General features: G+C 45.2%; 11 protein-coding genes. 8 read left to right on the forward strand and 3 right to left on the reverse strand.

What is annotated here, in order from left to right:
• Positions 1 to 159: 159 nt before the first annotated feature.
• The 3 genes from Q9R23_RS00955 to Q9R23_RS00965 are packed head-to-tail and all read left to right on the forward strand — an operon-like array spanning position 160 to position 2567.
• Positions 160 to 396 (forward strand): FeoA family protein, encoded by a 237-nt coding sequence (locus tag Q9R23_RS00955; RefSeq protein WP_290715567.1) that lies wholly within the window; start codon positions 160 to 162, stop codon positions 394 to 396.
• A complete protein-coding gene (gene feoB, locus Q9R23_RS00960) occupies positions 393 to 2372 on the forward strand; it encodes a ferrous iron transport protein B (protein WP_311246259.1) in 1980 nt (659 codons plus the stop codon). The genes Q9R23_RS00955 and feoB overlap by 4 nt, the downstream gene beginning before the upstream one ends.
• 12 nt (positions 2373 to 2384) lie before the next feature.
• Positions 2385 to 2567: a FeoB-associated Cys-rich membrane protein gene (locus Q9R23_RS00965; RefSeq protein WP_087679837.1), complete on the forward strand. Its 183-nt coding sequence runs from the start codon at positions 2385 to 2387 to the stop codon at positions 2565 to 2567.
• A 55-nt stretch (positions 2568 to 2622) separates the two neighbouring features.
• Here Q9R23_RS00965 and Q9R23_RS00970 read toward each other — a convergent pair whose 3' ends face one another.
• Genes Q9R23_RS00970 through Q9R23_RS00980 form a run of 3 tightly spaced genes read right to left on the reverse strand, consistent with a single transcriptional unit; the run spans position 2623 to position 6536 of the window.
• Positions 2623 to 2793 (reverse strand): XapX domain-containing protein, encoded by a 171-nt coding sequence (locus tag Q9R23_RS00970; protein WP_311246260.1) that lies wholly within the window; start codon positions 2791 to 2793, stop codon positions 2623 to 2625.
• 54 nt (positions 2794 to 2847) lie between these two features.
• Complete coding sequence (locus Q9R23_RS00975; protein WP_311246261.1) at positions 2848 to 5001, reverse strand: RNA degradosome polyphosphate kinase; 2154 nt, start codon at positions 4999 to 5001, stop codon at positions 2848 to 2850.
• Positions 4998 to 6536: a Ppx/GppA family phosphatase gene (locus Q9R23_RS00980; RefSeq protein ID WP_056060152.1), complete on the reverse strand. Its 1539-nt coding sequence runs from the start codon at positions 6534 to 6536 to the stop codon at positions 4998 to 5000. The genes Q9R23_RS00975 and Q9R23_RS00980 overlap by 4 nt, the downstream gene beginning before the upstream one ends.
• Positions 6537 to 6752: 216 nt before the next feature.
• On the opposite strand from Q9R23_RS00980, the gene Q9R23_RS00985 reads away from it, so the two are divergent.
• The 5 genes from Q9R23_RS00985 (at position 6753) to Q9R23_RS01005 (ending at position 12295) form a co-directional block, all read left to right on the forward strand.
• Positions 6753 to 7520 (forward strand): metal ABC transporter ATP-binding protein, encoded by a 768-nt coding sequence (locus tag Q9R23_RS00985; protein ID WP_035409184.1) that lies wholly within the window; start codon positions 6753 to 6755, stop codon positions 7518 to 7520.
• On the forward strand, positions 7517 to 8386 hold the full coding sequence (locus Q9R23_RS00990) for a metal ABC transporter permease (RefSeq protein WP_035409182.1): 870 nt from the start codon (positions 7517 to 7519) through the stop codon (positions 8384 to 8386). Before Q9R23_RS00985 ends, Q9R23_RS00990 begins: the two co-directional genes overlap by 4 nt.
• Positions 8358 to 8789 carry a Fur family transcriptional regulator gene (locus Q9R23_RS00995; RefSeq protein ID WP_035409180.1) on the forward strand — a complete coding sequence of 144 codons (432 nt, stop codon included), beginning with the start codon at positions 8358 to 8360 and terminating at the stop codon, positions 8787 to 8789. Before Q9R23_RS00990 ends, Q9R23_RS00995 begins: the two co-directional genes overlap by 29 nt.
• Positions 8790 to 8883: 94 nt before the next feature.
• Complete coding sequence (locus tag Q9R23_RS01000; protein ID WP_311246262.1) at positions 8884 to 10314, forward strand: NAD(P)H-hydrate dehydratase; 1431 nt, start codon at positions 8884 to 8886, stop codon at positions 10312 to 10314.
• A gap of 151 nt (positions 10315 to 10465) precedes the next feature.
• Positions 10466 to 12295 carry a bifunctional diguanylate cyclase/phosphodiesterase gene (locus tag Q9R23_RS01005; RefSeq protein WP_290777390.1) on the forward strand — a complete coding sequence of 610 codons (1830 nt, stop codon included), beginning with the start codon at positions 10466 to 10468 and terminating at the stop codon, positions 12293 to 12295.
• Positions 12296 to 12329: the final 34 nt, after the last annotated feature.

The following is a 12329-nucleotide window of genomic DNA, read 5'->3' on the forward strand; positions in this document are numbered from 1 at the left end:
TTCTCCTGACGTTGTTCAGGAAAGTAGAGCTTTTTTGTCGATACAAACACATTCGGTTGATTCATTTGGTGAATTCCTATGTAACTAAGGAAGTGATGGTGTTATAATCAGGAATGATAATTGTTATCAATGAATGTAAAGATAGATGGGGGAGCAGCTATGATGGATTTAGCTACGGTTCCAATGAACCAGCCTGTCGTGATGACGAACATGAATCATATCGATGATCGATTACGTCGGCGATTACTCGCACTTGGTTTTTATGAAGGATGTCCGATCATCGTGCGACGAAAAGCGATATTTCAAGGTCCTATGACGATTGAGCAACAGGATCATCACCAAATGGTTGCTATCCGTCGCAGTGATGCAAAACGAATCGAGGTGTATGTACCATGACAACACAACGCATTGCATTACTCGGAAATCCGAATACCGGAAAAACGTCTTTGTTCAATCGATTGACGAATTCCTATGCTCATGTCGGGAACTGGTCGGGGGTCACGGTGGACAAAAAAATCGGACAGTTGCGTGGAAATCGCGGGCAATTGATTGACTTACCGGGTGTATATGACTTAGATCCATTGTCTGCAGATGAAGCAGTCGTTGCTCGATTTTTAATGGAAGACTCATTTGACTCGATGATCAACATCATCGATGCGTCCCAGCTTGAGCGAAATCTACAATTAACTGCTCAGTTACTGGAAATCGGAAAACCTCTTCAAATTGGGCTGAACATGATGGATGTAGCCGATCATCGTGGGATGAAAGTCGATCCAGTACGTTTAGCAAGTGTGTTACAGGTTGATGTTTTCCCGATCGTCGCCCGAACGGGTGATGGATGTGATGTATTATTATCTTCCTTACAACAGGAACCACAGCCCGTCCTTCGAATCGATTACGGTTCAGAGACCGAACAGGCGATTGAGGATATCCTCGAAATCGTCGACATGCCGGAGATGGAACGATGGATGGCTGTTCAATATTTAGCGGGGAACCGTGTTTTTGTTGATGCGCTAGAGCAACGGACACCACAGGTCGCAACGATTCGTAAACAGCTAGAACAACAGCTAGGACGATTCGTTCATGCGCATATCACGGAGTGTCGCCGGCACTGGGCAGTGGCGACGAGAGCCGCTGTCGTCACGGAGGAACAGACGACAAGAACGAACTGGACGGAACGGATTGATGCGGTCGTCACACATCCGATTTTAGGATTACCCATTTTCTTTGCGATTCTTTATCTTTTGTTCCATGTGACGTTCAACTGGATTGGATCGCCAATGTCGGATTTACTGGATGGATTCATCGCTGGACCACTCTCAAAAGGGCTCATTAGTCTATTGAGTACGCTTGGTGCCTCACCGTTCATTCAAGATTTACTTGTTGAAGGTGTCGTGGCTGGGGTTGGTGGGGTACTTGTATTCGTCCCGCAAATCTTCGTCCTCTTCTTCTTCATCTCATTTTTGGAGGATTCGGGTTACATGGCACGTGTCGCGATCGTCATGGATCGATTCATGCAGATGGTCGGCTTAAACGGGAAAAGCTTCATTCCGATGATCATTGGCTTCGGTTGTAATGTACCAGGGATCATGGCTGCTCGTTCTGTAGAAGAAGAACGGGAGCGCTTAGTGACGATCTTTATCTCGCCATTCATGTCTTGTTCTGCTCGTTTACCGATTTACGCTATTTTTGCGGGAAGCTTCTTTGCGACGAATCAGGCACTCGTCGTCTTATCGCTCTATATCCTTGGGATTGTACTAGCCCTCATTGCAGCAAAAGTCTTTTCAAAAGTCTTAGCTGCAGAAGATGCGACGAGCTTGTTCTTAGTCGAACAACCACCATACCGGATTCCGCAAGGGTTGACTTTGTGGCGGAGTACATGGCAAAAAGGAAAAGGGTTTGTTCGAAAGGCGGGAACGTTCATCTTTGGGGGATCGGTCGTCATTTGGCTGCTTGCTTATACTGGGCCAGGTGGACTGGACGTCAATATGAATGATAGTTTTCTTGCGATGATCGGTGGCATCATTGCTACCGTGCTCGTACCGCTTGGATTCGGAACATGGCAGGCAGGTGCTGCCCTCATTACCGGATTTCTTGCGAAGGAAGTCGTTGTCTCAACGATGGCAATCATTTATGCTGTCAATGAATCGGAACTAGGACGTCATATCGCGCAACAGTTCACACCGCTCAGCGCGTATAGTTTCATGGTCTTCGTCTTGCTTTACGTCCCGTGCTTAGCAACGGTCGCTGTCATTCGTCGTGAAGTCGGAAGTGCGAAGTGGACGTGGATTGCTAGTTTATATGGCTTATTCGTTGCTTACGGGGTGGCGTTCATCATTTATCAAACAGGACAATGGTTAGGATTCGCTTAAGGGGGAGAACAGATGCATTTCATCGATATACTCATCGGACTGATCGTCTTTGGTTATGCAGGGTTTTCACTTGTTCGCTTTACGAAAAAAGCGAAAAAAGGAAAATGTGCGACATGTGAAGTAGAGCCGACGTGTGAGACGGCATGCGATGAGGTCAACTGGGATCGTGTGATCGCAGAAGCCTTAAAAAAATAATTAAAAACCGTTCTCTTTTCTGCTTCGGGCAGTCAGAGAACGGTTTTTGTTTGGATTAGAAAAAGCGTTCTACTAAAAATAGATAGATTTTCATCCCAAGGAAGACACCAAAGATTCCGACGACGGCTGGGAAAACGGGTGGAGCAGGGATTGGTAATTTCAATGCGGTGAACACGACTCCGCAGATGATGCCTGCGAGAAGGGATAACAAGATTTGCTGAAGCATACATTTCGTCCTTTCTACTGTAATCAGCATTTGAAGTAAAGTATATCTTAAATGTCAGGTGGCATTTTGATCAAGAATGACTTTGTCATCCTTCTTTTCGATTGTGATCCACTTTTGTTTCAATGGAGCTGTAAAACTTGGTTTTTGTTTTAGTTTGCCACTCGTATAATCTAGAATCAGCAACTGTGATTCACACCTCTGTTTTCCGTCTTTAACGTAATGATAAGATCCAGCGGCTGTCTGCTCACGCGCTTTGACATTATCAGCAAGGGCGAGGGCGAGACAATCCTTTAGATATTGTTTATGTTCTTCGTCCATGATCGGGAACAAGATTTCAATCCGTTTTCGCATGTTGCGTGTCATCCAGTCAGCGCTTGACCCATACATCAAATCCTGCCCGTTGTGATGGAAGTAGAAGATGCGTGAATGTTCCAAATAACGATCAACGATCGAGATGACGCGAATGTTCTCCGAAACACCTGGAATGCCAGGACGCAGACAACAGACGCCACGAACGATAAGTTCGACTTGTACACCGGCGCGCGATGCCTTATAAAGACGTAAAATGATGTCTTTCTCTGTTAAACTATTCATCTTGGCGACGATTCGACCGTTTCCGTGTTTTTGATGATGATGGATTTCTTCATCAATCAATGACAGGAACTTCTCAAGCATCGCGTTCGGTGAAGTTTGGATGACGTTCCATTCCGGTTGTTCCCCGTATCCGGACAACCAGTTGAAGAAGTTTGTCGCATCTTCGGCGATTTCTTCTCGAGCGGTCAGTAATCCGACGTCCGTGTATAGTTTCGCCGTCGAATCATTATAGTTGCCGGTGCCAAGATGGACGAAACGCTGAATCTTTCCTTCGTGGAGTCGGACGACGAGCGTGATCTTCGAGTGCGTCTTTAAATCACTATATCCGTAGATGACATGAGCGCCGGCTTTTTCTAGCTGCTTTGCCCACTCGATGTTCTTCGCCTCGTCGAATCGAGCTTTGAGTTCGACGAGGACAGTGACCTGTTTCCCGTTCTCGGCTGCTGTTTTTAAGGCTTTAATGATCGGTGAGTCACCAGATACGCGGTAAAGGGTTTGTTTGATGGCAAGGACGTTCGGATCATTCGCCGCTTGGACGATGAACCGGACGATCGGATCAAACGTATGATACGGATGATGCAAGAGATAGTCGCGTTCGAGTAATTGATTGAACAGATTTTTTGAACTATCGAGTGCGGGTGGGTCGACCGGCATGATCGTTTGATAGATCAAATGATCATATTCAACACCGATTTGACTGTAGAAGGCGAAGGAGAACGTCAAATCAATCGGACCATCCACAGCAAAGATATCGCGTTCCTGCAAATCAAGTACATCGCGTAGCATGTTGACTAGTTCAGTATTGATGGCAGCTTTTTGGACTTCAAGTCGAATTGCTACCCCCCAACGCCGTTTTTTTAATTCCTTTTCGATTAACTTCAATAAATCGTGTGTCCCTTCTTCGTGAAACGGAAGGTCGGCATTTCGGGTGATCCGAAATGGCATGGCAGACAACACGCGATAGCCTTTAAATAAACTGTCAATGAAGGCGATGATGACGTCTTCGAGTAAGATGACAGCCGTCGTCTCGTCATCTTCTACCGGTAAATCGACGAATCGCGGTAAAACAGCAGGTACTTGTACGAGTGCCAAATTTCGTTTCGTCCCGTCTTCTGCTTCAAGAACCGTTGCGATGTTAAGTGATTTTGAAGACAACATCGGGAACGGACGATAGGCATCGACAGCAACAGGCGTGAGTACCGGAAAAACTTGTTCACGGAAAAAGGATTTTACATAGGTCGTTTGTTCTGAAGTCAGGGCGTCGTATTTTAAGAATGTAATGCCTTCATCGGATAACGTCTGATTGATTGCTTGAAATGCTTCGTATTGCCGATCGACTAACTCTTTTGTTTTCAACGCGATCGCACGTAACTGTTGTTTAGGTGTCATCTGTTGTTTATTTTCCGGTTTATTGAACCCGGCGAGCACTTCATCCTTTAAGCCACCGACCCTTACCATATAGAACTCGTCTAAATTGGAACTAAAGATACCGAGAAACTTAAAACGTTCCATTAATGGATTGCGTGTGTCAAAAGCTTCAGCCAGTACACGTTCGTTGAACTGGAGCCAGCTGAGCTCACGATTGTTGAAATGTTCCGGTATGTCGAGCTTCATGAAGGAAGATCTCCTTTCGTTTCGAAGGTAATCGTACAATCAATGATTCGTTCCAGGTGTTTCTTTTGTTTTTCGGCTTTTTCGACTTCAAATCCATAATCGTGATCGCCTGTATCGAGGACGAATTGGAGTTGGTCCTTTTTAAGGAACAGTTCCAAATGATCGACAGCTTTTCGTTCCGTCACGTCGAGGGCATGGCTTAACTTGAGTAAAGAACCGAGTAAGTCGAAGCGGTCCAGTGATTCTTCCGTGAACCATTCTTTGAACGGCTTTGCTAATTGTTGCATCCGTTTCGCTGAAGAATAGGAGCTGACAAGGGAGAGCGCAACGCGATCCTTGTGCGTCATGCCATTCATTTCGGTGTTCGTCAACAAATAAAACGTTTGGTCTGATCGCGTATCCGGATTAATGTATTGACCGCAATAAAACAAACGACTTGCGGAATCGAGGAGGCGTAAATCGGACGCTCGTTCTGATACCAGGTCTAACGTGACGAGTTGACGGTACATCGATTTAGCAAGTGTTCCGATATACGACGCACGATCACGATTGACCTTATAATCACTTTCAAGCTGATAGAGGCTCTGCTCACGTACGTTTTCAATCCGGCGGTATGCTTCGTCCTGCACGTCGAACTCGTAAACAAGACCTTCACGAAGACCGAGATTGCTCATGATGAATTCTTCCGCTTCGATGTGTTGAGCTAACCCTTGGATCGCAATCAATGCCGGCAGGAAAATATCGATTCGATCCTTTGATAACCCTTCGATTTTCGATAGCTGTTTCGCTGATTTCCCTTCCAGATCATCGACCATCTTCGCGAGTTCCTTCGCCTTGATTTGATATTGATGAACGCTCCGAAGCGGATAATCCTGATTGGATTGATGGATACGAACGAAGTTTCGGGCAGAACCACCGACACCGATTAAAGGAAGCTTTTTATCACTTAGCCATGGTATCGATTCGAATTGTTCCCGTAAGAATTTCACCAACTTCTTCTTATCACTTGCACTAAGTGTCTCGTCGGAAACGAATTGCCGTGTCAATGTGACGGCGCCAAATGGAAAGCTATGATACGCTACCATCTCGCGATTTTCGATCAAGGTGACTTCCATGGAACCACCGCCGATGTCGACAGAAAACCCATCTGTCAGGAAGGTAGAATTGATGATAGCAAAATAACCATAGTATGCTTCTTGTTCGTCTGTTAGAACCTGAATGGAAAAAGGTGTGTTTTCAGTAACGGATTTAACAATTGCTTCTCGATTCGTCGCATTACGAATAGCAGCGGTCGCGACACAAATCGTCTCCTCGACCTCATGGGTGACACCGACTTCGTAAAATCGATGTAACGTTTCTTCGAGTAACGAGATGCCTGCGTCGTCAAGTGCTCCGTCTTTATTGATATGAGCAGATAAACGCGCGACGACTTTAATGTTAATCTTCTCGATGTAACGACCAGAAGCGATCGGATGGAAGATGACATAACGAATTGAGTTGGAACCGATATCGATGACTGCAAGTTCTTGTTTCAAGTGACCTCGACTCCTCTCTGCGATGCGTGCATTAAAAAGATTTCCCTTCCTGAACAAGCCGGAAACAGCTAGTTTCTGTCTTTATTGTACCTTGATTTTTTTCAAAGGAGGATAGGAAGTTGCTAGAGTTGCACCAATAATTAGCGAACGCTATAATAAGACAGTTGATTAAGACGTAATTATTCCGTTTTACGAAAACGGAAGGAGTGAAAATAAATGGAAACACCAATCATCGAGATTGATCAAGTCAGTTATGATTATCCAGATCGCCGGGTATTGAATCAAGTTTCGTTTCAGGTTCAACAAGGACAATTCTTAGCAATCGTCGGGGAAAATGGATCTGGGAAATCGACGCTGATCAAATGTATCTTAGGTTTATTGCAACCGAAAGGAACGATTCGCTTATTCGGACAACCCCAATCGCAATTCAATGAATGGTGGCGAATCAGCTATGTCTCGCAAAAAGCAGCTTCGTTTAACTCGGGTTTCCCGGTAACTGTCGCAGAAGTCGTCGAGATGGGGTTGTATGCTAAAAAAGGACTTTTTCGTCGTTTGTCACGCGATGATCGAGACAAAGTACGGACTGCCCTTGAAACAGTCGGGATGTGGGAACGCCGTGATTCAAAAGTCGGCGACTTGTCCGGCGGTCAACAACAACGCGTCTTCATCGCGCGTGCGCTCGTCAACGATCCAGACTTAATGATTTTAGATGAACCAACTGTTGGTGTCGATCAGCGATACGTGAAAGAATTTTATGAAATTCTTGAAGAACTGCGTCGAGATAAACGGCGAACGTTCGTCCTTGTGACACATGATATCCATTTCGTCAGCAAACTCGTCACGGACGTCATTCATTTGGTCGATGGACGCTTAGGTTGTAACTGTGGCATTAAAGAGTATTGGGAACTAGATGAACAGACGATCCGCTCCCTCTATCCAGTTCCGGGACGTGTCCTCGTTCACGAAGGGAAGAGTGTCCAATGATCGAAGCATTCATGACGTTGAAATTTTTACAGTATGCTTTAGTAGCTGCCATTTTAATTGGATTCACGGCCCCATTGATTGGCTCGTTCGTCGTCGTCCGGCGGATGAGCCTGATCGCAGATGCACTTTCGCACGTCACGTTAGCTGGGATTGCACTCAGTCTCTTGATTTCTGGTATGGTCGCGCAATTAGCGGACTTAAATCCACTGTACTTAGGAATCGTGACGTCGGTCATCGCGGCACTGACGATTGATTGGTTGCGCGCTAAATATAAGCATTTTCAAGAACTCGCGATTCCAATCATCATGGCAACAGGGATGGGGCTCGGTGCGACATTCATTAGTCTTGCGAACGGCTTTTCAATGGATCTCGTCTCCTTCTTATTTGGAACGGTTTCGGCTGTTGCCTTAACGGATGTGTATACGATTCTTATCGTGACGGTCGTGGTCGTCATCTTCGTCTTTGCCTTTTATAAGGAATTGTTGTTCCTCTCATTTGACGAGGAACAGGCACGTGTCTCGGGAATTCGACTTCGTTTAGTTCACATTCTCTTTATGATTGTCGTTGCGCTTGTGATCGCGATTAGTATGCGAATCGTCGGAATTTTACTTGTCTCAAGCTTAATCACGTTGCCGGTTGCGGCAGCACTTCGAATTGCCAAAAGTTTTAAGACGACGATTTTTTTAGCTATCATCTTCGGTGAGATTGCAACAGTACTTGGACTCATCCTGGCTTATCAGTTTGATTTAGCACCCGGCGGAATGATTGTCCTACTTGCCGTGCTCGAACTGATCATCGTCATGCTGTTAGAACGTTTTTGGATAGGAGGTAAAACACATGAAGACGAACATCGAACAAGCGCGTGAACGAATGAAGGCTTCGGGGTTTAAAATGACGCCGAAACGTCTGGATTTGCTATCGTATCTGTTTGAAGTGAATCGGTATGTCAGTGCGCGGGAAGTGGCAGAAGCTCTCCGGACGTCTCATCCTTCGTTAAGTTATGATACGATTTATCGAAACTTGAATGATTTTTCGGAAATCGACTTATTAGAAGTGACGGAATTAGACGGTGAGATGAAATATCGGGCTGCTTGTGCTTCCGGTCATCACCATCATCATTTGATATGCCGAATCTGCGGCAAGACGGAGACGTTGAATGTCTGCCCGATGGAGTGGATTTCACCCGCTCAAGAGACTGGTTTTGAAGTCGAAGATCATAAATTCGAAATCTATGGACGTTGTGCGAATTGTCAACGCTTGACGTCTTAAATAGAAGGGAACGTCCATTCGGGACGTTTCTTTTTTGTTTTTATACGACTAGTCCTGATTAAAACGGGAATAGTCGAACAGAGGTGATGAGATGATGATTTATGATACACAGGAAGCACGACAAATTGATGAGTGGGCACGGACATCTGGGCTACCGCTCGAGGTGTTAATGGAGCGAGCCGGAAGTCAGATCGCAACACAGATTAAAACGCGCCATTCGAAGGCAGAACGAATACTGATTTTGTGTGGAACCGGTAATAATGGTGGGGATGGTTATGTCATTGGTCGCGAACTGATACGTGACGGATTCGATGTCACGCTATTCACTCCGTTTGGAAAGAGTCGTTCGGATAGTGCGGCGATGCATACTCATTATGCAGAAGCGTTCGGACTTGTAGCCGAAAAACCATGTGGTCGATATGATGTCATTTTGGATGCCTTATACGGTACTGGATTTGATCCAGGTCGGATTAATCCGGAATTCGAGGCGCAGTGTGCATTCGTATCGGAACAAAAGCAGCAAGGAGCACGCATCTATGCAATAGATGTTCCGAGCGGTGTGCCGACGGACCATACTATAGGATTCAAAGAAATAGCGATTCGAGCAGATGCGACATTTCAATTGCATGCGATGAAACGATCTACCTTTTTGATACGGACGGCACCGTTTTATGGAGAATCAGAAACGCTAGATATCGGATTACCGGCTTTTGGTGAATGGCGCGTCTCACCTAAGGATCTGGCTTCCTTGTTTAAGCGGGAACCATACGGTCACAAGGGGACATACGGAACGGCATTATTGATTGGAGGAAGTGACACGATGCCGGGATCCATCCAACTCGCGACGCGGGCAGCCTTAAGAACGGGAGTCGGTAAACTACAAGTCGCGACGACGTCACTTGCGAAACAGGGGATCATCGTTCAAGCACCGGAAGCGATGGTCATGGACCAGACGTTACCGGCGATTCAGAACGTGCTATCTTCCATATCAGCAGTTGGAATCGGTCCTGGTTTATCGCAAGAAGTAGCCGAAACATGGGTGGATCATCTACTTGAAAGTGATCTACCGGTAGTGTTAGATGCCGGAGCACTAATAAAAGAAAGTTACCCAGAACGAACCGCGCCGATCATCGTCACACCGCATATTGGCGAATTCGCTCGGATGACGAATCAGACTGTTGCAAGTATTCAAGATAATCTATTCGGTCAAGCAACTGAGTATGCCGTCTTGCATCAAGTAACTGTCGTTTTGAAATCCCATGTCATTTTAATCGCTAAACCAGATGGAGGTGGGTTTGTCATCTCTGGTGCATCGAGTGGTCTCGCAAAGGGAGGGAGCGGGGATACCTTGTTTGGAATTTTAACGAGTCTCCTTGCGCAACATCCATCAGGAGATGTCGAAAGAACGCTAGCGCTAGGAGCAGAGTGGTATGCGCGTGCTTCAAAACAAGTTGAACGACGATTACATCCAAGTAGTTTGTTAGCAACGGATGTCATCGAAGAGTTAGGACGATTTGGGTTATAGGACAATAATTGTTAGAGAAAAGTCTTCCGCGACACGTATGAGGGAAGACTTTTCTTTTTAGGAAAGAATTGACACGTTCGATACGATAGGAGTATCATCAAGCGATGTCGAAACCTATATACGAAAAAACTAATGGAAAGGAGGGAAATACATGGAGGACATTGTTCGGAAACAACAATGGTGGATCGGAAATTTTGCCCTTTTCATGATGCTTGTTGGCGCTTTAATCATTTATACGACGACGGAAGAGACGATAAAGAATGCATATTTAAGTCGTTCTGTCATTATTTCATTTTTAGTCCTCATGGGGATTTTTATTTTTTATATCAGTCGTCGTAAGATGGACGTGGTGTTGCAAACCCACTTATTGTCCTTGATGTTGCTCGTTGTTCCAATCACTTCGATTAGTTTTTTACCTTATGCGGCGGTCACCGTTTGGGTTAGCAGTTTTTTGTTTTTAATGATCGCTTTGATTTCGTATCAACGAATCATGATGTGGTACGCCATCATCATTGCCATCGCAACTAGTTTTTACGTCATGTGGAATGCCGATACCGTGACGGTGAAAATTGATCCGACTGATCATTATGGACGAATTGGCATGATTATAATTGGTGTTTCAATCGCCCTTGTCATCAATCACTTGCATATCCGTAATTTAAATCGTTTGAATGATTTGGCGATACAACTACACGATACGGCACGCTGTGACGAAGAAACAGGTATTTTGAATCGTCAAGGATTGAACGAAGTCGATTTCCCAAGACCTGAAAAACAGCTCATTTTTGTCGGTATTCATTTAGAAAATTATTATGAGTTGGCACGGTATTTTGGAGAAGACATTCAGTCACAAGTGTTACGGGCATGTATCGAACGGCTCAAGCGAAAACTACCTCCATATCAAGCGTTTGCTCGAATCGAAGCAGGAACGTTATTGATCGTCATGGAAAAGCCGGACAAGGTGGCATGTAAGGAAGTGATGGAAAAATTGAGTCAAGAAATTTCCATACCTTACGAAATCGAAGGGCATCATGTCTACGTCAACATATCCATCGTCATCGATAATGGAGAAGGGGCGACGGACAATCGGAAGCGTCGAGTACAGCAGTTATTGACTGCGCTACAGGAAGCCGCTCAACAAAATGAACGTGTGATGTGCATTGACCAAGCCTGGCGAAAGGATCAAGAATTGCGAGTCAAAGCAGCACAATCATTAGCACAGGCTAATATTGAAACGGACTTTCACCTCGTCTATCAATTGCAGTACGATGTTCGATCAGAGCAATTCATTGGTCTTGAAGCATTGGTTCGCTGGAAGACCTCGTTGCAAGGAGCTGATCGACCATCCGTCTTCATCCCGATTGCTGAAAAAAGTGACTTGATGATTCGTCTAGGAGAATGGATTTTTGAGGAAGGGTGTAAGACGCGTAAAGCATTGATCGGTCTCGTTCCGGATGAATTTACCTTATCGGTTAATGTATCGCCACGACAATTGACGAGTGAGTCATTCATGCCATTCATTGAACGAACGCTACTCAAGTATGCACTAAAGCCGCAACAGATTAAGATCGAGATCACGGAAAGTCAGTCGCTTGATTTTGAGAGTCAATCGATTCATCGAGCGCTCAAACGCATCAAAACACTCGATTTTCCAGTTTCTCTTGATGATTTCGGGACTGGTCATGCCTCGTATCACGTCCTCGAACGTTTATTACCGTTACGTCAATTAAAGATTCCAAAGCAATTCATTGAACAAATCGGAGCATCAGAGAAACGACAATCAATTCTTGAGTCGATTTTTCAATTGAGTCAGTCAATGCATGTCGAATGTATCGTCGAGGGGGTAGAGACGGGAGAAGAAGTACGCATTGCCAAAGAAATCGGGATTCATTTATTCCAAGGCTACTTCTTCGCTAAACCTGTACCACTCGAAGAAATCATCTGTCTGCTACAAAAAACGAATGAAGGAACGATTCATTAATCCCTAAAAAGCCACTTCAGTCCGAATCTTTCGG

This window comes from Exiguobacterium sp. BRG2 (genome assembly GCF_031844245.1).
Taxonomy (GTDB): Bacteria; Bacillota; Bacilli; order Exiguobacteriales; family Exiguobacteriaceae; genus Exiguobacterium_A.

Excerpts from the sequence above, each read along its gene's own strand:
- Q9R23_RS00995 (WP_035409180.1), top strand. The coding sequence starts at position 8,358 with ATGAAGACGAACATCGAACAAGCGCGTGAACGAATGAAGGCTTCGGGG.
- Q9R23_RS00955 (WP_290715567.1), top strand. The coding sequence starts at position 160 with ATGATGGATTTAGCTACGGTTCCAATGAACCAGCCTGTCGTGATGACG.
- Q9R23_RS01005 (WP_290777390.1), top strand. The coding sequence starts at position 10,466 with ATGGAGGACATTGTTCGGAAACAACAATGGTGGATCGGAAATTTTGCC.
- feoB (WP_311246259.1), top strand. The coding sequence starts at position 393 with ATGACAACACAACGCATTGCATTACTCGGAAATCCGAATACCGGAAAA.
- Q9R23_RS00985 (WP_035409184.1), top strand. The coding sequence starts at position 6,753 with ATGGAAACACCAATCATCGAGATTGATCAAGTCAGTTATGATTATCCA.
- Q9R23_RS00975 (WP_311246261.1), bottom strand. The coding sequence starts at position 5,001 with ATGAAGCTCGACATACCGGAACATTTCAACAATCGTGAGCTCAGCTGG.
- Q9R23_RS00965 (WP_087679837.1), top strand. The coding sequence starts at position 2,385 with ATGCATTTCATCGATATACTCATCGGACTGATCGTCTTTGGTTATGCA.
- Q9R23_RS00990 (WP_035409182.1), top strand. The coding sequence starts at position 7,517 with ATGATCGAAGCATTCATGACGTTGAAATTTTTACAGTATGCTTTAGTA.
- Q9R23_RS01000 (WP_311246262.1), top strand. The coding sequence starts at position 8,884 with ATGATTTATGATACACAGGAAGCACGACAAATTGATGAGTGGGCACGG.
- Q9R23_RS00970 (WP_311246260.1), bottom strand. The coding sequence starts at position 2,793 with ATGCTTCAGCAAATCTTGTTATCCCTTCTCGCAGGCATCATCTGCGGA.